Consider the following 20,536-nt stretch of genomic DNA (forward strand, 5'->3'; position numbering starts at 1 on the left):
CCATGACACACCACGATGCCCCTTCCTTCCGCGTCAGCAGTGAGTCATTCCAGGACGGCCAGACCCTGCCGGCGGCCCAGCGCGGCGCCTCCACCGGTGCGGGGGCCAAGGACCAGTCCCCGCAGCTGAGCTGGAGCGGCGCCCCGGCCGGGACGTTAAGCTACGCCGTCACCGTGTTCGACCCGGACGCCCCCGGCCGCGGCGGGTTCTGGCACTGGGTCGTGCTCGACCTCCCGGCGGACGTCACGTCCCTGCCGGCCGGGGCGGGGGCGCGCCAGGCCGGTCAGCTGCCGCCGGGTGCCTTCCAGCTGAAGAACGACGGCGGCACCACCGGCTATCTGGGGGCGGCCCCGCCCAAGGGGCACGGCCCGCACCGGTACATCGTCACGGTCCGCGCCCTCGACGTCGCGCACTCTGGTCTCGACGCCGGAGCCCGCCCGGCGCAGCTCGAAGCTCACCTCGCCCCGCACACCCTGGCCAAAGCGAGCCTGACCGGCATCTACGAACGGCACTAAGCCCGGTCCGCCCGCCGCCCGCCCCGCCCCCGCTGCCGCCGCAGGCCCACCGTGCCCGGCGCCCCCGGCATCAACCACAAAGAAACCACCCAGCTGTCACAAACAGCTTGATATATACCGACGTTCCGGCGACGGGGCACGTTTCCCACGAATTCGACGTCGGAGCGGCCGGGGAGGGCCGGGGAGGGTCGGCGGGGAGGGGCGGCACCGGAAGCCGGCCCGGCACCGCCAACGTAGACTGGCAGTATGCGGCTGGTAGCAAGTGACATTGACGGAACGATCCTCGGCCACGACGGCAAGATCAGTGACCGTACCGTCCGTGCCTTCCACGCCTGCCGGGAAGCGGGCATCGAACTGGTCTTCGTCACGGGACGCCCGCCGCGCTGGCTGCACCCCCTCCAGGAGCAGCTTGGCCACACCGGCACCGTCATCTGCTCCAACGGCGCCGTTGTCTGGGACCTTGAGGCGGACCGGATGGTCTCCGCCCGGGCCCTGCAGCTCGACGCCGTCTTCGAGGCCCGCCGCATCATCCAGCGGCTTCGCCCGGCCGCACTCTTCGCCGCCGAGACCCTGACCGGCTTCCACCTGGAACCCGGGTTCATCGAGAACGGCTCCAGCAGGCTGCTCGCCGAGTACACCCCGGCGCCGCTCCACACCACCCTCACGGCGGCGGATTCCGTGGTGAAGTTCCTCGCCGTGGTCCGGGAGGGCTCGGCCGACGATTTCCTGGCCGAAGTCACTCCGGCCGTCGCCCACCTCGCCGCGGCAACCCACTCCGCGCCGAACATCGCGCTCCTGGAACTCTCCCTGCCCGGCGTCAACAAGGCTGTCACCCTCGCCGAATACGCGGCCGCGCTGGGCGTCGACTCCGCCGATGTGGTGGCCTTCGGGGACATGCCCAACGACATCGAGATGCTGCGCTGGGCCGGTGACGGCTATGCGATGGCCAGCGGCCACCCCGAGGCCATCCTCGCCGCCGGGCAGCAGGCGCCGCACTTCGACGACGACGGCGTCGCCCAGATCCTTGAGGCCAAGCTCGCAGCCCTGGGCGTCCGGCTGCCCTGAGCTGCCGTGCCGCCTGACCGTCCGGCCAGCAGTCACGTCAGGGCAGGCTCCCATTTTGCCGCCGGTTCCGCATGAAACGGCGCAGGACGGCTGTCCTGCGCAGACACACCGGACTTCCAGCTGAAGGTCAACTAATGTTCACCATCGCGCCCTAGGCTGAAATTTCACGACCTAGCAGCTGACTGATGGTGGGGAAATCATGGCCAAGTACCGCACGGAAAAGACGGACGAGACCCCCCTGCGCCGGGTCACGCCGGACGCGCACTGGAAGAGTCTGCAGCAGGGAGACCGGGTCAGCGTCAGGCTGGCGCCCGGCTACGAAACCGAAGGCCTGGTGGACGCCGTCACGGCAGACCATACCGCCGTCTGGGTGCATCTCGACGGCGGGCGTGGCCGCACGCTTTTGCACTGCAGCGACGGCGTGGAGATCCTTCCGCCCGCGAACTGATCCAGGGCTCCCCGACCGGACTGCGTCTGTTTAACAGGTCCCGTCCGCAGTCCGGGGCTCCGATAGGCTTCAGGAGTGAGCACCCCGCACCCCTACTTTGCCACCGGTGACGGCCCGGTACATCCCGTGGCGATGGCCCACCGGGGCTTCTCCCGGGACGGACTGGAGAACTCCATGGCGGCGTTCCGCGCCGCCGTCGAGCTGGGGTTCCGGCATCTGGAGACGGATGTGCACACCACCGCCGACGGCGTCCTGCTGCTGTTCCACGATGAAACCCTGGACCGGGTCACCGACGGCCGCGGCCGGATCGCGGAGCTTCCGGCGGAGACCGTGGCGCGGGCGCGAATCGGCGGCGCGGAGCCCATCCCGCTGTTCGAGGAGCTCGCCGCCGCCTTCCCGGACGTCCGGCTGAACCTCGACATCAAGGACTGGAACTCGGTGGACGCCCTGGCCGCGGCGATCGAACGCTTCGGCCTGCATGACCGCGTACTGATTGCCAGCTTCTCGGACCGCCGGCGCCGGGCCGTGCTGAAACAGCTGAGCCGCCCCGTTGCGAGCTCGGCCGGAATCGTGTCCAACGCCCTCTTTGTCCTGCTGGGCCCGGTTCTCCCGGCGCCCCTGCTCCGCCTCACGGCGGGACGTGCGCTCCGGGGCGTCGACGCCCTGCAGGTCCCGGTCAAGTACGGTGCTGTGACCGTGGTGACGCCCGGCTTCGTCCGGCGCGCCCACCGGCACGGGCTGCAGGTTCACGTCTGGACGGTCAACGATCCCGCGGAAATGCACCGGCTGCTGGACCTTGGCGTGGACGGGATCGTCACCGACCGCGCGGACCTGCTCAAGGAAGTCCTGCAGCAGCGCGGCGGCTGGCACAGCTGACCCCCGCCGGCGCGCAGCGCCGCCACCCCGGCCAGCAGTGCGGCCCCCGGCGTCATCCGCGCTCCGCCGATCACCAGAACCGATCCCCGGTCATCCTTGCCCAAGCCGCCGCCGGGCAGCGGCCAGTCACGCAACAGCGACGTTGTGACGGCCTCCGGCCGGACAGGCTCGCGTGCGGGCTCAGGAGTAGCAACGTCACCGCGGGTGGACATTGGTATCTCCCGCGTGTTCGGTCACCGGGACCCCCTCGCTCATCAGGTGGTCTGCCATGTTGAAACTCTCCAATTGCCACGGACCGGTACCGCCCGGCCGGACGAAGCGGCTCACTGAGGCATTGAGAATCGCGGAACTCGCAGCGATGTCCAGCAGCTCCCGCTCCGTCAGCCCTTCCAGGATGTAGCGGAACAGCAGGATGACGGCGTCGTGGCACACCAGCAGCACGCGCTGGCCGGGGTGCAGGCGATCGAGGTCGGCCAGCAGGGTGCGCAACCGCAGTACGACGTCCGCCCACGACTCGCCGCCGGGCGGACGGTAGTAGAACTTGCCCAGCCAGCGCCGGCGCTCCGCTTCCTGCGGGAGTCTCGCCTCGACACCGGCGGAGGTGAGCATGTCCAGGATGCCGAGCTCACGGTCACGCAGCCGCTCATCCAGCAGGGGCTGCGTCTGCCCGCCTCCGGTGTGGATGGCCAGTTCCACCGTCTGGCGGGCCCGTAGATAGGGCGAGGACCAGACGGCCGCCCGCCGGTCCGCCGGGAAACCGGCGAGCAGGCGGCCGAGGGCCAGCGACTGCTCCCGCCCGGCTCCGGACAGCTCGACGTCGGCGTCGCGGGCCGGAACATTGATGGCGTGCGCCCCGGACTGGTGCGCCGTCGTGGCGGCCACATTCCCCTGGCTTTCGCCATGCCGGACAAGCAACAGCTCGGTCATGCCGGGCGGGCTGTTCCTGGCGGGCCGACCGGTCATGCCCTCACGGGTCCCTCCGTTTTCCTTCACCGTTACCCCCTGGGTCCGGGACGAAGCTGTGTGGCTGCCACGTTACTCCCGACGCCATGGCCTGTCGCCGGTGGTCCGACGTCGGGAGGGGCCCGGGGCTGGCAGGATGGAAGCATGCGCATTCTGATCGCCCCGGATAAATTCAAAGGTTCCCTGACCGCTGCCGAAGCCGCCTCCGCCATCGCCGAAGGTGCCCTCCGCGTTTATCCCGACGCCGAGGCCATCCAGTTTCCGGTGGCCGACGGCGGCGAAGGGACCCTCGAGGCGGCCGTCGCCGCGGGATACGAGGAGCGGCTGAACGCCGTTGTCGGACCGATCCTGGCGCCGCTGGGCGCCGCGTGGGCTATCCGCCAGGACGCCTTCGGCGGGGCCACGGCAGTGATTGAAACCGCGCAGGCTTCCGGCCTGGCGCACATGGATCCCACCCCGGCCAACGCCCTGCGGGCCCACAGCTACGGCTGCGGCCAGCTGATCGCGGCCGCCCTCGACGCCGGAGCGACGGAGATCGTGCTGGGCCTGGGCGGCTCGGCAATGAGCGACGGCGGCAGCGGCGCCTTGCGCGCGCTGGGCCTCAAGCCGCTCGACGCCGCGGGCAACGTGGTGCCGCTCGGCGGCGGCTCGCTCGCTGACGTGGCGCAGCTCGACGTCAGCGGCCTTGATCCGCGGCTGGGCGCCGTGACCTTCCGGATCGCCGTCGACGTGCAGAACCCGCTCTTTGGCAGGGATGGCGCAGCCCGCGTGTTCGGCCCGCAGAAGGGCGCGGACGAGGACGCCGTGGAGCTGCTCGACGCCGGACTCCGCAACTGGGCCTCAGTGCTGCGGCAGTCCACCGGACGGGACGTCAATGTTCCCGGGGCCGGGGCCGCCGGCGGATTCCCGGCGTCGTTCCTGGCCCTCAGCAACGCAACGCTGGAAAGCGGCTTCGAGCTTGTCGCCGGGCTCACCGGGCTGGCTGGCAAGCTCGCGCAGGCGGACCTCGTAATCACCGGCGAGGGCTCCGTTGATTCCCAGTCGCTGGCCGGCAAGGCGCCGATTGCGCTCGCGGATGCGGCGCTGGGCCTTGGAATTCCCGTGATTGTGGTCGCGGGTCGGATCCTGGTCAGCCCGGAAGAGCTCGCCAGTCACGGTGTGGTGGCCGCGGCGCAACTGCTGGATTTGGCCGGCAGCCCGGACGACGCCGTCGCTAACGCCGCGAAGTACCTCGCATGGGCCACCAGCCAGGTGCTCGAGGGGGCCTGAGCGCTCAGGCGCCCGTCTGATAGTGCGGCTCCGCGACCGGCTTGGATTCGGGGGAGCCTCGCTCGCGCAGGTACACCGAAGCGCCAACGAGGACGGCCACGGCCAGGAATTCGCTTTGCCAGTTCTGGAAGGACTCAAACCAGAAGCGGCTCGTCGCGAGATACTCGAGGACGGTCACGGGCGCCTGACCGTGGCTCTGCTGCTCGGAACTGTATTCCTCGCTGCCGCCGATCGCGTGGAGCGCCATGGACGCCACGAACAGCAGCAGGAACATGATCGACAGCGAGTGTTCATAGAGCTTGAGGATCCAGCCGCCGCGCCGCACGGGCCACGGGGTGGCTTCCTTCAGCGGCGCGTCCCGGGGATCCTTATCCTGCGGGGCAACGCGGCCCATCGGCTTGGACTCCGAGGATCCTTTCTGGAACAGGAACACCGTCAGGATGACGTACATGCCCATCTGCAGGAACTCGGACTCCCAATTCTCGAAGGTCGCCTCGAGGAACGCCCCGGTGCCCAGGTACTGCAGCGCCGTCACGGCCGGCTCGCCATGGGACAGCTGGTCCTCGCTGTAGGCGGCGGCTCCGCTCAGGATCATTCCGCCGAAGAAAACGAGGAACAGGCCGATGTTGGCCAGTAGCAGGCCGTGTTCCTTGACCCACCCACTCTCATTTCCGGGCCGTGCTTTGCGCTGCCGGCTCGCGGCGTTCGCCATGTCAGCTCCCTTCGACGGCCTGGCGGCGGAGCCTGCTCGGCACGTAGACGAGCAGGATGAGCAGAACCGCCAGCAGCACCGCCCCTGCAGTCAGCCCCGCCACGCGGCCCGCCGTGACGTCGAAAACCAGTGCGGACGTCCCGACGCTGAGGAGCCCGATGCCGGCAAGGGCGACCTTTGCGATCCTGTCCGCGCTGGACACGAGGGCCGCCCTGAGATGCAGGCGGAACAGGCGACGGTGGACGCTGACGGGGAGCAGGATCAGGGACGTGGTGAGGGCGGCCAGCGCCACGTTGGCCAGGTAGAGAGTGGTCTGGAAATCGTCCAAGGTTTCGAACCGCGCCTGGAACGGCAGTGTCAGCAGGAAGCCCGCCAGGATCTGCACGCCGGTCTGCAGCACCCGCAGCTCCTGCAGCAGTTCCATCCAGTTGCGGTCCAGTTTTTCAATAGCCGACTCGGTTCGCTGGTCCGATCCGGAAACCTGTGGAGCGGGCTCGGATCGCGCGGACTCGGGTGGCGCTGACTCCGGCTCTGGGGTGGACACTGTTCGCCTCCGGGGTGACTGCGGATCAAACTGCGGGGGCAGTTAACACTCAACCTAGGCTTGAGCTTTGCGAAATACAAGCAGGTACTAAGTCTGCTGATGAATTTCCGGTAGGGTGGAACTGTTTACGTCACGGGGACAGCTTCGACGGCACGGCCGGCGCATGCGGCCGGGGAAGATGCCCTTGGAAAACCGACACATTGGGTAGGTGGACTATGAGTGATTCACGCAAACAGCCGGACCAGCCGCACGACCCGCGGGGCGGTTACTACTCCGGGCCGTTCCCTGAGCAGGTGCAGGAACAGCCCGGCCTGACCGCGCCCATGGAACCCCAGCCGGACCACGGCGAGGAGAGCTACGAAGGCAGCCGTGCCCTCCAAGGCAAAGCCGCATTGATTACCGGCGGGGACTCCGGAATCGGCAAGGCCGTGGCCATTGCCTTCGCCCGCGAGGGCGCCGACGTCGCCATCTCCTACCTGCCGGAGGAGGAAGCCGACGCGCAGGACACCGCCGCGTGGGTCCGCAAGACCGGGCGCAGGGCGCTGCTGATCGCCGGCGACGGGCGCAGTGAAGAGTTCGCCACCAGGATTGTGGACGACACGCTCGCCGAGTTCGGCCGGCTGGATGTCGTGGTGCTGAACGCCGCCTATCAGAAGAACCGCGACAGCTTTGAGTCCCTGCCCACCGAGGAGTTCGACCGGGTCTTCCAGACCAACCTCTACTCACTGCTCTGGACTGCGCGGGCGGCCGTGCCGCACCTTAAAGCGGGCGCGTCGATCATCACGACGGCGTCCATCCAGGCCTTCAACCCCTCGCCGCAGCTCATCGACTACGCGATGACCAAGGCGGCTCAGGTCGCCTTCACCAAGGCCTTGGCGCAGGACCTCGGGCCGCAGGGGATCCGCGTTAACGCCGTGGCTCCCGGCCCCATCTGGACACCACTGATCCCCGCGACCGAGTGGCCGGACAAGTTGCCGACCTTCGGCCAGGACACCCCGCTGCAACGCGCGGGGCAGCCCGCGGAACTCGCCCCGGCGTACGTCCTGCTGGCCTCCGACCACGGGTCCTACATCTCCGGCGCGGTAGTTCCGGTCACGGGCGGCAAGGGTCTCTGAGCCGCACCGCCCCGTCGATCCAATTCACACAGTTCGAATTTCCAGCATGGAAGGAGCACTATGACTGAGGGCCAGCAACAGGATCCCATCGAAGAGGCAGGCGGCTACGGAACGCCGACGGCGGAGCAGGAAATGCCCGCCGGCGACACGAAGAAGTTTGCCCAGCCCCGCGAGGAAGAAGCCTTCGACGCCGCGGGGCTCAGCCAGGACAGCCCGGACGGGGAGACCTACCCGGCCGGCGCCCCTGACCTGAGCCAGTTCGGCGCTGAAGACCAAGACAGTGCAGGAGAACCCGGAGCAGGACGCTTCGGAGGAACGGAGGAACAAATGAGTTCGGAAAACGCCAGCACAGCCCCCGGGTTCGACGCCGACGCGGCGGAGAACTCAGGCGTGGCCATGCCGTCCGCGGAGGCAGAGATGGACGAGTCAAACACCGAGGAGCCCGCAGCCGGGCGGCCGTTTTCTTCGGAGCCCGGACAGGACGCGGCCGGTCTGCCCGACGGATCCGGAACTGACTTGCCCGAGGTCAAGGCCCCCAAAGACCGCGACGATGAGGAAGCCTTCGACGCCGGCTAGGCCGGGCACCGGACCGCGAACACCGAACAAAGAGGCCGGGATCCGTGCACCGTATGGTGTCGGGTCCCGGCCTTTCGGCTGCGGCTCGCTGACGCCGGCGGGGGCCTAGCGGCGCTTCTTCGGAGTGCGCTTCACAGCGGCCGTGGCAGCGGCCAGGGCGCCTTCCGTCTCCGGCTCGGTGACCGTGCCGCGGGCCTTCGCGATTGCCGTCATGCCGTGGTAGATCACCAGGGCCGCGGCCGAGCCGAGGGCGATGCCCGTAAACTTCAGGTCGCCGACGGTCCAGGTGTAGTCGGCGATGCCAACGATCAGCGCCACGGCGGCCGTCGTCAGGTTGATCGGGTTGGAGAAATTCACCTTGTTCTGGACCCAGATCTTGACGCCCAGGACGCCGATCATGCCGTAGAGCATCGTCGCCGCGCCGCCCAGCACGCCGGCCGGGACGGTGGCGATCAGTTCGCCGAATTTCGGCGAGAAGCTCAGCACCACAGCGAAGATGCCGGCCACCCAGTAGGCCGCCGTCGAATAGACCTTGGTGGCGGCCATCACACCGATGTTTTCCGCGTAGGTCGTGGTCCCGGAACCGCCGCCCATGCCGGCCAGCACCGTGGCAGCGCCGTCGGCCATGAGCGCGCGCCCGGAGACGCCGTCGAGGTTCTGTCCGGTCATGGCGGACACAGACTTCACATGGCCGATGTTCTCCGCCACCAGCACCAGCACCACCGGCACGAAAAGGCCAACGACGCCGAGGTGGAACTGGGGGGCCTGGAAGAACGGCAACCCCACCCAGGCGGCGGAGTCCATCTTGGAAAAGTCCACTTCGCCGCGGATCGTGGCCACAACGTAACCCGCCAGGACACCGACCAGGATGCTCAGCCGGCCGAGGATGCCACGGAAGAAGACGCTGACCACGATGATCGTGGCCAGGGTGATCAGTGCCGTGACCGGGGCGGCGTCGAAGTTGATCTTCGCTGCGGGCGCGAGGTTGAAGCCGATCAGTCCCACGATCGCGCCGGTCACGATGGGCGGCATCAGGCGGTTGATCCAGCCGGCGCCGAACTTCTGCACCACCGCGCCGATGATCGCCAGCCCGACGCCGGCCAGCACCACGCCGCCGAGCGCACCGGCGACGCCGTACTGCTGCTGCGAGGCCATGATCGGGGCGATGAACGCGAAGCTGGAACCGAGGTAGCTCGGCACCTGGCCCTTGGTGATGACCAGGAACAGCAGGGTGCCGATGCCTGAAAAGAAGAGTGTCGTGGCCGGCGGCATGCCCGTGATGATCGGGACGAGGAAGGTGGCCCCGAACATGGCGACAACGTGCTGCATCCCGACGCCAAGGGTCAGCGGCCAGGCAAGGCGCTCATCCGGCTTCACGACCTCGCCAGGGCGGATCGACTTGCCGTTGCCGTGGAGCTTCCATTTGGTACCGAGCGTGCTCATTGCCGGAGCCTTTCAGAGAATGTGTGGCGGGGCGGGAAGGAATCTTCCGGAGCAACTTTACCGCGCCGGTGTTTGCGGCAAGGGTCGCCGGGGGGCGCCGCTATGCCGGACGTCACGGGGCGTTGCGGGAATCAGGCGGCATAGCTTGAAGTTGCAACAATTAGCAGTAGCGAGTGGCCGCCGTCCGGGCGGGCACGACCAGCGAAAGGGATGCCCAATGACCATCGCCCATGACGAAGCAGTAATCGACGCCGCCGCAGTAGACGCCATCTTTGCCGAGGCACGCACTGCCAACACCTTCACCGGCGAAGTCACCGACGAGCAGGCCCGGGCCATCTACGAACTCACCAAGTTCGGGCCGACCGCATTCAACTCGCAGCCGCTGCGCGTGACGTATGTGCGGTCCGCGGAAGCCCGCGCCGCTTTGGTCGAAACCCTCGCCAACGGAAACCGCGCCAAGACGGCCACCGCGCCGCTCGTTGCGGTGCTCAGCTATGACACCTCCTGGCAGGAGCAGTGGGACAACTTCTTGCCCGAGTACAACGCGCCCAAGGCCATGTACGACGCCGCTCCGGCTCTCGCCGCGGCCACCGGCAACAACAACGCGCACCTGCAGGCCGGTTACTTCATCCTCGCTGTCCGGTCCCTGGGCTTCGCCGCCGGACCCATGACGGGCGCTGACTTCACCGCTATTGACGAGGCATTCTTCCCGGAAGGCGACCAGAAGAGCTTCCTCGTGGTCAACATCGGCCAGCCCGCTGCCGATGCCTGGGGTGCGGCGAAGCCGAAATTCGCTTACGAGGACGTCGTCCGCACGGTCTGACCGCAACGGGCTGACTCGGAGGTGGCCCGGCGCTGGACTGACGCGGAGGTGCCTCCGGCACCATGGGGGACAGGCCGGAGGCACTCGGGACGCAATTCTGCGGTTGAACGCAAGGCCGCATCCGGGGCCACTCCCAGTTTAGTCCGCATCGGGGCCCAGCCACAGGGTCCCGGGGCCCTCACCTCAGAGTCTGTTGCCATAGGCCCCGGGCCCCGGCGGGACACTTCGGAGACGGTGGTCACATATTGAGCCCGCAGGGTGCAATACTAAGGTCACCTGCGGCGCGGAGTCGACGCAAATCGGGCAATTGCGAGCGGACCGGGGGGCCACTACATGATGCTTGACACCGCAACCCTGCGTGTCGCCCTGGCGGTGGTCGATCTGACCCTGCTGCTGCTCTTCTACTTCATCACGTTCCGCCGGACACGCTCGGCCTATAGCGGCTGGTGGTGCCTGGCGCTGCTGCTGTTCCTGTCCGGCAATGCGGCGTATCTGCTGGACGGCACGCCCCACCAGATCTGGGCCAATCCGCTCGGGAACGTGCTTCTCGTGGCAGGGGCGGCCAGTATCTGGGCGGGGGCACGGTCCTTGCGGACCGCGGTTCCCAATCTCTGGTACCTCGCGGCCGGCCCGGCGATCACCGCCTTAGCCTCGTTGCTGGACCATCCGGCCACCAATGTGTGGTCCGGTGCGCCCGCCTATCTGGGCTTTATGGGCCTGCTGATCGGACTCGGCTGCCGGGAACTGATCCTGCTGGACCGGCAATTTTCGCGGGTGCACCTCACGCTGGCGGTGGGTTCCGGCATCCTGGCCGCGTTCTACGTGGGCCGCTTCGCCGTCTTTCTGGCGGAGGGCCAGGATGGACAACTGTTCCAGTCCGTCTTCGGCTCGGTGACTATGACGGTCTTTTCCACCGTGATCATGGTGGTGGCATCCTTCACGATGGCGGAGCTGAGCTACGAGCAGCAGACCAGGGACCTCCGGGCCCGTGCGACGGAGGACGGCCTCACCGGGCTGCTGAACCGCACGGCATTCCTGGACCTCGCGAAGGACGAACTGCGCCGCCTCAACCGGGGCCGGACCCCTGCGTCGCTGATTCTGGCGGACCTGGACCATTTCAAGGCCATCAACGACGAGTACGGCCACTCGGCCGGTGACATTGCCCTGCAGGCGTTCGCGGATGCCTGCACGGCCACGGTCCGTTCCACCGATCTCGTGGGCAGGTACGGCGGCGAAGAGTTCATTATGCTCCTGCCGGGCGTGACGCCGGAAAGGGCCGGGGAAATCGCCGCGGATATCAGCGGCCGGCTGCACGCCTCGTCGTCGCCGGTGATCCCGCGGCTGCCCACGTCCAGCTACGGCATCACCTCGACCGCGCCCGGCAGGCTGGACCTTGACGCACTGATCGCGTCCGCGGACGCCGCCCTCTACCGTGCCAAGACCCTGGGCCGGGACCGCTCGGTGCTCGCCGGCAGCCTGGAGGAAGACTCTGCCTGAGCGGCCCGCCAGGGCGGCCAGGGGCCACGGCAACCGGAGCCCGCGGCCGGGCGTCCCGGGCCTGGTCGCCCGGGGGGCGGTTAGGAAATGACCCCGTCCACCAGCGCCTTTGCCTCAGCCTGGACCTGCTTGAGGTGCTCGGCCCCTTTGAAGGACTCGGCGTAGATCTTGTAGACGTCCTCGGTGCCGGAGGGCCGGGCCGCGAACCAGGCGTTCTCGGTGACCACCTTGAGGCCGCCGATCGCCGCGCCGTTGCCCGGCGCTTCGGTCAGTTTGGCCGTGATCGTTTCGCCCGCCAGTTCGGTGGCCGTGACGTCCGACGATGAGAGCTTGCCCAGGGCCGCTTTTTGCTCCCGGGTGGCCGCTGCGTCGATCCGGGCGTAGACCGGGTCGCCGAACTGGTCGGTGAGGCCCTTGTACAGCTGCGACGGTGACTTGCCCGTGACCGCCGTGATCTCCGAGGCCAGCAGGGCCAGCAGGATGCCGTCTTTGTCGGTGGTCCAGACGCTGCCGTCCATCTTGTTAAAGGAGGCGCCGGCGGATTCCTCTCCGCCGAAGGCTCCTTCGCCGGAGAGCAGCCCGGGGACGAACCACTTGAAGCCCACGGGAACCTCCACGAGTTTGCGGCCCAGGCTTGCGGCCACGCGGTCGATGATCGAGGAGGACACGAGGGTCTTGCCGATCACCGACTGCGGGTTCCAGCCGGTCCGGTGCCGGTAGAGGTAGTCGATTGCGACGGCGAGGTAGTGGTTCGGGTTCATCAGCCCGCCGTCCGGAGTAACGATCCCGTGGCGGTCGGCGTCGGCATCGTTGCCGGTGGCGACGTCGAATTTGGCACCGTCGGACATGCGGTTGATCAGGGAGGCCATCGCCGACGGCGAGGAGCAGTCCATCCGGATCTTCTCGTCCCAGTCGAGGGTCATAAAGGCCCACTGCGGATCGACGGTGGGGTTGACCACGGTGAGGTTCAGGTGGTGGCGCTCCCCGATCTCGCCCCAGTAGTCCACCGACGCGCCGCCCATCGGGTCCGCGCCGATCCGGACGCCGGCCTCGCGGATCGCATTGAGGTCCAGGACCGAGGGGAGGTCGTCCACGTAGCTGCTGAGGAAGTCGAACTTCCCCGTGGTGCCGGCGCTGAGGGCCTCGGCGATGGGAATCCGCTTGACGCCGCGCAGGCCGTTTTCCAGGAGCTCGTTGGCGCGGTTGGCGATCCACCCGGTGGCGTCGGTGTCAGCGGGTCCGCCGTGCGGGGGGTTGTACTTGAAGCCGCCGTCGCCGGGCGGGTTGTGGCTGGGGGTCACCACGATGCCGTCGGCCTGCGGAGCCCCGGCGGGCGAGTTGTTATTGTGCGTCAGGATGGCATGACTGAGCGACGGCGTGGGGGTGTAGCCATGGCGGGCGTCGATCAGCACGTTGACGCCGTTGGCCGCGAGCACCTCAAGAGCGGAGTTCTGGGCCGGCTCGCTCAGCGCGTGCGTGTCCTTGGCAAGGTACAGCGGGCCGGTGATGCCCTGGCCGGCGCGGTACTCCACGATCGCCTGCGTGATGGCGAGGATGTGGGGTTCGTTGAAGGACGCCTTCAGGCTCGACCCCCGGTGCCCGGAGGTGCCGAAGGCCACCCGTTGCCCGGGGTCACCCAGATCCGGGGCAAGGTCATAGTACGCATCCAGGAGCGCAGTGAGATCAACAAGGTCTTGGGATTGGGCAACAGTGCCCGCGCGGCTAGCCATGGCACCAGCATGCCAGACCTGCGTGGAAGGCAACATGATTTACGGCCCCTGTGACGCGGAAATATCCTGCGCAGCGCAACGGGACGGCGGTAGGCTGAAATCCAGAGACATCCAGTAGGGGGAAACCATGACTGACCAGCCGAAACCCGAGCACGACGGGACGCCGGAGGGCTACCAGCCGCCGTCGCACGTTCCTTCGCAGGACTCCGACATCCCGGCACCGCCGACGCTGCCTGCCACCTCGAAGTTGGAACAGCCGGGCTACGGTCAGCAGCCGAACCGGGCCCCGGGGCACTCCGGGGAGCAGTTCGGCCAGCAGGCTCCGGACTACAGCCAGCCCACTGATCCGTACGGCACGCCTCATGGCGCCGCCCCCCAGCAGCCGTTCGGCCAGCAGCCCTATGGGCAGCAACCCCCCGCGCAGCAGCCATATGGCGCGCCGGCGCCGTATGGCCAGCCGGGCAGCCCGTTCAACGCCTACGGGCAGCCGAGCTATTACGGTGTGCCACCGGAGCCCAAGGGCCTCAGTATCGCCAGCCTGTGCTGCGGCGTCGCCACCTTCCTGGGGCTGGGCTTCTTCCTCCTGCCGCAGCTCGCGGCGGTCATCCTCGGGCACATGGCCCTCAAGCGCGAGCCGTCGGGCAGGGGCATGGCTATTGCCGGCCTGGTGTTGGGCTACGTCGGGATCGCGCTGACTGTACTGGCGATCATGGTCATCGCGCTCGGGCTGGCCATTGGCACCTCCGGCCGAATGTACTACGGGGCCTAGGCTCTCCGGCCAGCGGGCCAGCAGGTCCGCGCACAGCGGCTGAACTCGACTTGCCGGGAACCCCGGAACCCGTGCGCCGCTGATCCTGCTCCCCGCCGCTCCCGCCCCACACGCGGCAGGAGTTCGACGTCGGACTCCTCGCCTGCAGCGGTGGCGTGGACGCGGTACTCACGCGGTGCGCGGTGCCCCGGACTCATCGGCTCAGCGGACGCCGCCCATGAGCTTCCTGATCGCCGGCGAGGCCGCGACCAGACCCACGGCCAGCAGCATGGCGGTGCCGCCGATGCCAATGAAGTATGGCAGCTCGTCGTCGGGGTTGTACAGGCCGGACAGCATGCCCGCCAGGGTGGTGCCCAGCGACACCGAGAGGAAGAACAGCGCCACCATCTGGGTGTGGAACGCCTTCGGAGCCAGTTTCGTGGTGACGGACAGGCCGATGGGGGACAGGAACAGTTCCGCGAGGGTGAACAGGAACAGGATCCCCACCAGCGCCAGCAGCGGAGTCTTGCCGTCCCCGGCCAGCGGGATGAAGGCCAGGAACGCCAGGCCCATCACAAAGAGGCCGACTGAGAATTTGAGCGCCGACCCGGGCTGCCTGCGGCCCAGCCGGGTCCAGAGGGCGGCCATGACGCCGGCGAAAATGATGATGAACACCGGGTTAATGGACTGGACCCAGGCGGCCGGCATTTCCCAGCCGAACAGGTTCCGGTCCAGTTTCTCCTCCGAGTACACCGCGATGAAGGTGAACTGCTGCTGGAACAGCGCCCAGAACGCGGCCGAGGCGATGTACAGCGGGATGAAGGCGGCCACCCGGCGGCGTTCGGTCCCGTTGACCTTCTTGCTGCTGAAGATCAGGGCGAAGTAGAGCACGGATGCGCCGATGGCCGCATAGGCCATGGACATGGCGAGATTTTCGGCATTCACGATGCCGGTGGCCAGCAGCACGGCGATCACGGCGGCGATGGCGGCGAAGCGCAGGCCATACTTGCTGCGCTCGGCGGCGGGCAGCGGGTTGTGCACCCGGTGCGCTTCCTCGGGCAGGTTCTTGCGGCCCCGCGCATAGACGGCCAGGCCGACGGCCATGCCGACGGCGGCGGCGCCGAAGCCCCAGTGGAACCCGTGGCTTTCCTGCAGCCAGCCGGTGACGAGCGGACCGATCAGCGCGCCCGCGTTGATGCCCATGTAGAAGATGGAGAATCCGGCGTCGCGGCGTTCGTCCTTCTCCCGGTAGAGGCTTCCGACCAGCGCGGTGGCATTGGCCTTCAGGCCGCCGGAGCCGACGCCGACCAGCACCAGGCCCGCGATCAGGCCGGGAATGCCCGGCACCAAGGCGAGGCCAATGTGGCCGGCCATGATCAGGATGGCGGAGCCGAAGAGCACCTTTTCGGAGCCGAAGACCCGGTCCGCGAGCCAGGCGCCAAGGATGGTGGAGAGGTAGACGCCGCCGCCATAGGCGCCGACGAGGCCCGCGGCCAGGCCCTGCTCTATCCCCAGGCCGCCCTCAGCGGCTGTGAAGTACATGTAGTAGAGCAGGATCCCCTGCATGCCGTAGAAGGAGAAGCGCTCCCACATCTCCACGGAGAACAGGCTGGCCAGCATCTTTGGGTGGCCAAAAAAGGACGTATCGCCCGGCGTTGTAACGGGGGGATTGGATAAATGAGTAGTGCTCATTTTCTTAATGCTGACAGTGTGACGCGGGATTGTCACATTCGCGGCGCCGCGGGGCAAGCCAAATCGCCTGGTGTTTTGCCCCGGTTTCACCCCCCCGGGCCCCGGTTTCCCCCCGTTGCGCTGTCACTAGATGTTGCTATGGACGCGGAATGGCAGCTATACGTGATAGCGCAACCGGGGGGGGGGCGGCGCGGGCTAACCGGCGTCGAACATTATGACCTGGCGCACGGCCTTGCCGTCGGCGAGCTGGTCCATTGCCTCGTTGATGTCCGCCAGGGCGATCCGCGCCGTGATCAGCTCCTCTACCGGCAGTTTTCCCTCGCGCCAGAGCTGGGCATACTTCGGGATGTCCCGGGACGGCACCGCGGAACCAAGGTAGCTGCCGACGATTGTCCGGGCCTCGGCCGTGACGGTCAGCGGGGAGATTTGGGCGCGGGCGTCCGGGTGCGGCAGGCCCGCGGTGACTGTTGTGCCGCCCGCCGCCGTCGCGGTGAACGCGGTTTCGAAGGCGCGCGGGTTCCCGGCGCATTCGATGACGTACCTGGCCTTGACGCCCTGCTCCAGAACCTGCTGCGGGGTGTATGTTTCGTGGGCTCCCAGCCGGCGGGCATGCTCAAGTTTTTCGTCCAGCGTGTCCACGGCAACGATCCGCGACACACCCTGGGAGATCGCCGTGATCAGCGCGGCCATGCCGACGCCACCGAGACCCACGATCATGATGCTGTCCTCCGGCCGGGGCCGGGCCGCATTCAGGACGGCGCCGCCGCCGGTCAACACGGCGCAGCCGAGGACAGCGGCGACGTCCGCGGGGATGTCATCACCGACCGGGACGGCCGAGGCGCGGTCCACCACGGCATGGGTGGCGAAGCCGGAGACGCCCAGATGGTGAAAGATCTTTTCGCCGCTGCGGTCCAGACGCATGGATCCGTGGAGCAGGGTGCCATCACCGTTGCTCTTCGAGCCCGCGGTGCAGGGGAGCCGTCCGTCTTCGGCGCAGTTCGCGCACTGTTCACAGCGCGGCAGAAAGGACATCACGACACGCTGGCCCGGCGCCAGGTCCGTGACGTCCGCGCCGACCTCGACGACGCGTCCGGCAGCCTCATGCCCCAGCAGCATCGGGACCGGACGCACCCGGTTGCCGTCCACAACACTCAGGTCCGAATGGCAGATTCCGGCGGCCTCGATCCGCACCAGGATCTCGGTGGGTCCGGGGCCCGCCAGCTCCAGCTCGGCGATGCTGATGGGCTTCGAGTCCGCGTAGGGGCGGGGGCAGCCGATTTCCTCAAGTACTGCACCGGTGATCTTCATTGATCCCTCTCGGGTGGGAGTTTTCAAACTGGACATGTCCAGTCCAGACCTTGCTCAGCTAAACCGTAGCCGCACCGGCCGGTGAAATCACCCACCGCCCGCGGGTCGTGGGGCTAGCAGCCCAGCTGGGTTGCCAGCTGCAGCAGCAGTGCCTCGGAGCCCAGCGGCCCGATCAGCTGGATGCCCATCGGCAGCCCGGCCTCCCGGGCGCCGCCGGTCCAGTGCACCGGAACGCTGATCGCGGGCAGCCCGCAGACGTTCACCATGGACGACCAGGGCGCATATTCGCACTGCTTGCGGTAGTCGCCGTCGGCGTCCCCCGTCCATTCGGCCGCGGGCCAGTAACCGTCACCGTGGGCGGCCCCCGTGAACCAGCCCACCGGCCGGGGCGTCTGTGCCAGCGCGGGCGTCATCATCACATCCCAGCCGGCGTACTGGGCAATGGTGTCCCGCCGGAACTGGCGCAGGAACCCGAGCGACTCTGCGAGTTGCGCCGGTCCGCGCTGCTGCGCGCGGCGCCGGAACGTCCGTGTCAGCGGGGTCAGGAGGGCCTCGCGCTGGGGAACGATCCGGGCATCCCCGACGGCGGCAGTCCAGGCAGTGGTGAACGCGGCAGGGTAGCGGTTGTCGTAGCGGATTGAGGCGTCCGATGTTTCGTGCCCGGCTGCCTCCAACCGCCGGATGCCTTCGGCCAGGGCATCGAGGGCCTCGGGGTCCGGCGTGAACGGGAAAACCGCCTGCCACGGGCTGTCCAGGCTCACCCCGATCCGCAGCCTGGGCGGGTCCTGTGCCGCGGTTTCAAGGTAGCCGGGAACCCGAATCCCGGACTTGTCGGCCGGGCCGGGCACCATGGCATCGAGCAGCAGGGCAGCGTCCGCCGCGGAGCGGGCCAGCGGCCCGGACACGACCAGACCGGCGGGATCGCCGGAGCTCTCACCAGCGGGAACCAGCCCGCGGCCGGGTTTCAGGCCCACCAGTCCGCAGGCGGCAGCCGGAATGCGGACCGAACCGCCGCCATCGGAGCCGGGGGCGACGGGCACGAGTCCGGCGGCCACGGCCGCGGCGCTGCCGCCGGAGGATCCTCCCGAGCTGCGGCTCAGGGCGTGCGGGTTCCGTGAGGGCGGCGCGATTCGGTTCTCGCTGTACGCCGTCAGGCCGAACTCCGGGACCTGGGTTTTGCCCAGCGAGACCACGCCCGCACTCTTGAGAGTCGCCACGATGGCGCTGTCTGCCGGGGCCGGCTTATGGTCCAGGGCGGCGCTGCCGTGCGTGGTCGCGACGCCGGCGACGTCCGTCAGGTCCTTGAAGGCCACCGGCATGCCGTGCAACGGCGCCAGCCCGGTCCCGGCCCGTATCGCCCGGGCGCGGGACTCGTCCGCTGCCGCCGCATCCAGCACGGCCTGCTCCGCGGTGACGGTGATAAAGGCGCCGAGGTGCCGGTTTTCGGCGCCGATGCGGTCCAGAAAATGCTCCGTGGCCTGCTGTGAGGAGAGTTCGCCGGAGCGCAGGGCGTTGCGCAGCTCCACGGCGGAGAGCTCATGAATCTCAGCCAAGGTAGCGCGGCCCCGGTGGTTCTCCGGCCGCTCGCTCCCGGGGACATGCCCAGTGCTGGCGCGGGCGGGTGGACCTGGTGGGTTTGTGCCCAGCCGTGGCGCCGGGGGGAGGGCATGTCCCGCGGGTGGGGGAGCGGGGAGCCGCCGGAACCGCATGCCGGGCCGCTGCCGTGGTTCTCCTTTGCGCCATGCCAGAAGCGTAACCTGCTGCCGGGTGAGGGCGTCCGGATCCGGCTGGCGATACGCTGGAGGCAGACCATTCATTCTGCGGAAGGGACGACCATGAGCGACTTTGACACCGTAACCGTGTCCGACATCCCTGAACGGGCCAAGATCCTCGACGTCCGGGAAGACTACGAGTGGGTCGCAGGCCACGCCGCCGGGGCACTGCACATCCCGCTGGACCAGCTCCCGGCCCGGCTGGAGGAACTCGACCCGGACGAGGACCTCTACGTTATCTGCCGCACCGGGGGCCGCTCCTTCCGCGCTGCCCAGTGGCTCTCCGGTCAGGGATATTCCGCCCTGAACGTAGCCGGCGGCATGGACCAGTGGCTGGAAACCGGAATGCCGCTGGTGTCCGACAACGGACTCAAGCCCGTCATCCTGTAGTTGAAGAAAGAATCGCCGATGCCCGCATCACCCGTCACGTACACCTTCCTCGGACCTGCGGGCACCTTCACCGAGGCGGCCCTGTTACAGGTTCCCGATGCGGCGGCAGCCATCCGCATTCCGTCGTCCAACGTCAACACGGCGCTGGACAAGGTCCGTGACGGCTCGGCGGACGCGGCCATGGTGCCGATCGAGAACTCCGTGGAGGGCGGTGTCTCCGCCACCCTGGATGCGATCGCCACAGGAAAGGAACTGCGGATCCTCCGTGAGGCCCTGGTACCGATCAGCTTCGTGCTGGTGGCCCGGCCCGGAACCCGGATCGAGGACATCCGCCGGATCTCCACCCACAGCCACGCCTGGGCACAATGCCGGCTCTGGGCCGACCATAATATTCCGAATGCAGAATACATCCCCGGTTCCTCGACGGCCGCGGCGGCCATGGGACTGCTGGAGGGCGACGTGCACTACGACGCGGCGATCTGCGCCCCGATTGTGGCCACCGAGCAGCCCGGACTCACGGTGCTGGCCGAGAACATCGGCGACAACCCCGGTGCAGTCACCCGGTTCGTGCTCGTCGGCCGGCCCGGCGAGCTGCCGGAGCCCACCGGCTCGGACAAGACCACCGTGGTGGTCCCGCTGCCGGAAGACCGGCCCGGTGCCCTGATGGAGATTCTTGACCAGTTCGCCACCCGCGGGGTGAACCTCAGCCGGATCGAGTCGCGGCCCACCGGGCAATACCTGGGCCACTACTTCTTCAGTATCGACGCCGACGGCCATGTGGCCGACGCCCGTATGGCAGACGCCCTGGCCGGCCTGCACCGGATCAGCCCGGCGACCCGATTCGTGGGTTCCTACGCCCGAGCCGACGGGCACCGGACCGTCGTGGAGCCGCACACTTCGGACCAGGCATTCCGGGCAGCACATGCCTGGGTCAAAGACATTCTGTCCGGGGCATCTGTGGTGCCGGAATATACGTCCAAGGCTTCGCCCACAGCGTAGACAAATGCCACTTCCGGCACTTCCGCCCCTATGAAACTGTGCGTATGCTTG

Annotated in this window: 20 protein-coding genes and 1 pseudogene; 12 read left to right on the plus strand and 9 right to left on the minus strand. The window is 68.3% G+C overall.

What is annotated here, in order from left to right; genetic code table 11:
- Positions 1 to 2 precede the first annotated feature (2 nt).
- The 4 genes from J2X01_RS04540 (at position 3) to J2X01_RS04555 (ending at position 2,904) form a co-directional block, all read left to right on the plus strand.
- The gene (locus tag J2X01_RS04540; RefSeq protein WP_310051109.1) at positions 3 to 515 is read left to right on the plus strand and encodes a YbhB/YbcL family Raf kinase inhibitor-like protein; all 513 of its coding nucleotides are present in this window, start codon (positions 3 to 5) and stop codon (positions 513 to 515) included.
- Between the two features lie 246 nt (positions 516 to 761).
- Complete coding sequence (locus J2X01_RS04545; RefSeq protein ID WP_310051113.1) at positions 762 to 1,580, plus strand: HAD family hydrolase; 819 nt, start codon at positions 762 to 764, stop codon at positions 1,578 to 1,580.
- A gap of 199 nt (positions 1,581 to 1,779) precedes the next feature.
- Positions 1,780 to 2,028: a hypothetical protein gene (locus J2X01_RS04550; protein WP_310051116.1), complete on the plus strand. Its 249-nt coding sequence runs from the start codon at positions 1,780 to 1,782 to the stop codon at positions 2,026 to 2,028.
- Between the two features lie 132 nt (positions 2,029 to 2,160).
- The gene (locus J2X01_RS04555) at positions 2,161 to 2,904 is read left to right on the plus strand and encodes a glycerophosphodiester phosphodiesterase family protein (RefSeq protein WP_310051658.1); all 744 of its coding nucleotides are present in this window, start codon (positions 2,161 to 2,163) and stop codon (positions 2,902 to 2,904) included.
- On the opposite strand, the pseudogene J2X01_RS04560 reads toward J2X01_RS04555, so the two are convergent.
- A pseudogene (locus J2X01_RS04560) lies at positions 2,898 to 3,116 on the minus strand (hypothetical protein); the annotation flags it as partial. The gene J2X01_RS04555 and the pseudogene J2X01_RS04560 overlap by 7 nt on opposite strands.
- Positions 3,100 to 3,831, minus strand: a complete 732-nt coding sequence (locus J2X01_RS04565) for a histidine phosphatase family protein (RefSeq protein ID WP_310051118.1) — start codon at positions 3,829 to 3,831, stop codon at positions 3,100 to 3,102. The gene J2X01_RS04565 and the pseudogene J2X01_RS04560, both read right to left, overlap by 17 nt.
- 180 nt (positions 3,832 to 4,011) lie before the next feature.
- On the opposite strand from J2X01_RS04565, the gene J2X01_RS04570 reads away from it, so the two are divergent.
- On the plus strand, positions 4,012 to 5,136 hold the full coding sequence (locus tag J2X01_RS04570) for a glycerate kinase (protein WP_310051120.1): 1,125 nt from the start codon (positions 4,012 to 4,014) through the stop codon (positions 5,134 to 5,136).
- A 4-nt stretch (positions 5,137 to 5,140) separates the two neighbouring features.
- Here J2X01_RS04570 and J2X01_RS04575 read toward each other — a convergent pair whose 3' ends face one another.
- Complete coding sequence (locus J2X01_RS04575) at positions 5,141 to 5,848, minus strand: DUF6766 family protein (RefSeq protein ID WP_310051122.1); 708 nt, start codon at positions 5,846 to 5,848, stop codon at positions 5,141 to 5,143.
- 1 nt (position 5,849) lies between these two features.
- A complete protein-coding gene (locus tag J2X01_RS04580) occupies positions 5,850 to 6,296 on the minus strand; it encodes a DUF6328 family protein (RefSeq protein ID WP_310051661.1) in 447 nt (148 codons plus the stop codon).
- 311 nt (positions 6,297 to 6,607) lie between these two features.
- Between J2X01_RS04580 and J2X01_RS04585 the strand changes: the two genes are divergently transcribed.
- Positions 6,608 to 7,507, plus strand: coding sequence for an SDR family oxidoreductase (locus J2X01_RS04585; RefSeq protein WP_310051125.1), 900 nt, complete (start codon positions 6,608 to 6,610; stop codon positions 7,505 to 7,507).
- A 60-nt stretch (positions 7,508 to 7,567) separates the two neighbouring features.
- Complete coding sequence (locus tag J2X01_RS04590; RefSeq protein ID WP_310051127.1) at positions 7,568 to 8,083, plus strand: hypothetical protein; 516 nt, start codon at positions 7,568 to 7,570, stop codon at positions 8,081 to 8,083.
- 105 nt (positions 8,084 to 8,188) lie between these two features.
- On the opposite strand, the gene J2X01_RS04595 is transcribed toward J2X01_RS04590, so the two are convergent.
- Positions 8,189 to 9,526 carry a uracil-xanthine permease family protein gene (locus J2X01_RS04595; RefSeq protein WP_310051131.1) on the minus strand — a complete coding sequence of 446 codons (1,338 nt, stop codon included), beginning with the start codon at positions 9,524 to 9,526 and terminating at the stop codon, positions 8,189 to 8,191.
- Between the two features lie 217 nt (positions 9,527 to 9,743).
- On the opposite strand from J2X01_RS04595, the gene J2X01_RS04600 reads away from it, so the two are divergent.
- Together J2X01_RS04600 and J2X01_RS04605 are read left to right on the plus strand one after the other, a co-directional pair.
- Complete coding sequence (locus tag J2X01_RS04600; protein ID WP_310051133.1) at positions 9,744 to 10,349, plus strand: malonic semialdehyde reductase; 606 nt, start codon at positions 9,744 to 9,746, stop codon at positions 10,347 to 10,349.
- Between the two features lie 333 nt (positions 10,350 to 10,682).
- The gene (locus J2X01_RS04605) at positions 10,683 to 11,846 is read left to right on the plus strand and encodes a GGDEF domain-containing protein (protein ID WP_310051135.1); all 1,164 of its coding nucleotides are present in this window, start codon (positions 10,683 to 10,685) and stop codon (positions 11,844 to 11,846) included.
- Between the two features lie 80 nt (positions 11,847 to 11,926).
- Here J2X01_RS04605 and pgm read toward each other — a convergent pair whose 3' ends face one another.
- The gene (pgm, locus tag J2X01_RS04610; protein ID WP_310051137.1) at positions 11,927 to 13,576 is read right to left on the minus strand and encodes a phosphoglucomutase (alpha-D-glucose-1,6-bisphosphate-dependent); all 1,650 of its coding nucleotides are present in this window, start codon (positions 13,574 to 13,576) and stop codon (positions 11,927 to 11,929) included.
- Positions 13,577 to 13,703: 127 nt separating this feature from the next.
- Here pgm and J2X01_RS04615 point away from each other — a divergent pair, with 127 nt between their 5' ends.
- Positions 13,704 to 14,345: a DUF4190 domain-containing protein gene (locus J2X01_RS04615; protein WP_310051139.1), complete on the plus strand. Its 642-nt coding sequence runs from the start codon at positions 13,704 to 13,706 to the stop codon at positions 14,343 to 14,345.
- A gap of 201 nt (positions 14,346 to 14,546) precedes the next feature.
- On the opposite strand, the gene J2X01_RS04620 is transcribed toward J2X01_RS04615, so the two are convergent.
- The 3 genes from J2X01_RS04620 to J2X01_RS04630 all read right to left on the minus strand — a co-directional run bounded on the left by J2X01_RS04620 (position 14,547) and on the right by J2X01_RS04630 (position 18,877).
- Positions 14,547 to 16,016, minus strand: coding sequence for a peptide MFS transporter (locus J2X01_RS04620; RefSeq protein WP_310051141.1), 1,470 nt, complete (start codon positions 16,014 to 16,016; stop codon positions 14,547 to 14,549).
- A 195-nt stretch (positions 16,017 to 16,211) separates the two neighbouring features.
- Positions 16,212 to 17,324, minus strand: a complete 1,113-nt coding sequence (locus J2X01_RS04625; RefSeq protein ID WP_310051143.1) for an alcohol dehydrogenase catalytic domain-containing protein — start codon at positions 17,322 to 17,324, stop codon at positions 16,212 to 16,214.
- Positions 17,325 to 17,437: 113 nt separating this feature from the next.
- On the minus strand, positions 17,438 to 18,877 hold the full coding sequence (locus J2X01_RS04630) for an amidase (protein ID WP_310051145.1): 1,440 nt from the start codon (positions 18,875 to 18,877) through the stop codon (positions 17,438 to 17,440).
- Positions 18,878 to 19,159: 282 nt separating this feature from the next.
- Between J2X01_RS04630 and J2X01_RS04635 the strand changes: the two genes are divergently transcribed.
- Positions 19,160 to 19,486, plus strand: a complete 327-nt coding sequence (locus J2X01_RS04635; RefSeq protein ID WP_310051147.1) for a rhodanese-like domain-containing protein — start codon at positions 19,160 to 19,162, stop codon at positions 19,484 to 19,486.
- 18 nt (positions 19,487 to 19,504) lie between these two features.
- On the plus strand, positions 19,505 to 20,485 hold the full coding sequence (gene pheA, locus J2X01_RS04640) for a prephenate dehydratase (RefSeq protein ID WP_310051149.1): 981 nt from the start codon (positions 19,505 to 19,507) through the stop codon (positions 20,483 to 20,485).
- Positions 20,486 to 20,536 lie beyond the last annotated feature (51 nt).

Origin of the sequence: Arthrobacter ginsengisoli (assembly GCF_031456935.1) — a bacterium.
Classification (GTDB): domain Bacteria; phylum Actinomycetota; class Actinomycetes; order Actinomycetales; family Micrococcaceae; genus Arthrobacter; species Arthrobacter ginsengisoli.

Excerpts from the sequence above, each read along its gene's own strand:
- J2X01_RS04540 (WP_310051109.1), top strand. The coding sequence starts at position 3 with ATGACACACCACGATGCCCCTTCCTTCCGCGTCAGCAGTGAGTCATTC.
- J2X01_RS04545 (WP_310051113.1), top strand. The coding sequence starts at position 762 with ATGCGGCTGGTAGCAAGTGACATTGACGGAACGATCCTCGGCCACGAC.
- J2X01_RS04550 (WP_310051116.1), top strand. The coding sequence starts at position 1,780 with ATGGCCAAGTACCGCACGGAAAAGACGGACGAGACCCCCCTGCGCCGG.
- J2X01_RS04555 (WP_310051658.1), top strand. The coding sequence starts at position 2,161 with ATGGCCCACCGGGGCTTCTCCCGGGACGGACTGGAGAACTCCATGGCG.
- J2X01_RS04565 (WP_310051118.1), bottom strand. The coding sequence starts at position 3,831 with ATGACCGAGCTGTTGCTTGTCCGGCATGGCGAAAGCCAGGGGAATGTG.
- J2X01_RS04570 (WP_310051120.1), top strand. The coding sequence starts at position 4,012 with ATGCGCATTCTGATCGCCCCGGATAAATTCAAAGGTTCCCTGACCGCT.
- J2X01_RS04575 (WP_310051122.1), bottom strand. The coding sequence starts at position 5,848 with ATGGCGAACGCCGCGAGCCGGCAGCGCAAAGCACGGCCCGGAAATGAG.
- J2X01_RS04585 (WP_310051125.1), top strand. The coding sequence starts at position 6,608 with ATGAGTGATTCACGCAAACAGCCGGACCAGCCGCACGACCCGCGGGGC.
- J2X01_RS04590 (WP_310051127.1), top strand. The coding sequence starts at position 7,568 with ATGACTGAGGGCCAGCAACAGGATCCCATCGAAGAGGCAGGCGGCTAC.
- J2X01_RS04595 (WP_310051131.1), bottom strand. The coding sequence starts at position 9,526 with ATGAGCACGCTCGGTACCAAATGGAAGCTCCACGGCAACGGCAAGTCG.
- J2X01_RS04600 (WP_310051133.1), top strand. The coding sequence starts at position 9,744 with ATGACCATCGCCCATGACGAAGCAGTAATCGACGCCGCCGCAGTAGAC.
- J2X01_RS04605 (WP_310051135.1), top strand. The coding sequence starts at position 10,683 with ATGATGCTTGACACCGCAACCCTGCGTGTCGCCCTGGCGGTGGTCGAT.
- pgm (WP_310051137.1), bottom strand. The coding sequence starts at position 13,576 with ATGGCTAGCCGCGCGGGCACTGTTGCCCAATCCCAAGACCTTGTTGAT.
- J2X01_RS04615 (WP_310051139.1), top strand. The coding sequence starts at position 13,704 with ATGACTGACCAGCCGAAACCCGAGCACGACGGGACGCCGGAGGGCTAC.
- J2X01_RS04620 (WP_310051141.1), bottom strand. The coding sequence starts at position 16,016 with ATGAGCACTACTCATTTATCCAATCCCCCCGTTACAACGCCGGGCGAT.
- J2X01_RS04625 (WP_310051143.1), bottom strand. The coding sequence starts at position 17,324 with ATGAAGATCACCGGTGCAGTACTTGAGGAAATCGGCTGCCCCCGCCCC.
- J2X01_RS04635 (WP_310051147.1), top strand. The coding sequence starts at position 19,160 with ATGAGCGACTTTGACACCGTAACCGTGTCCGACATCCCTGAACGGGCC.
- pheA (WP_310051149.1), top strand. The coding sequence starts at position 19,505 with ATGCCCGCATCACCCGTCACGTACACCTTCCTCGGACCTGCGGGCACC.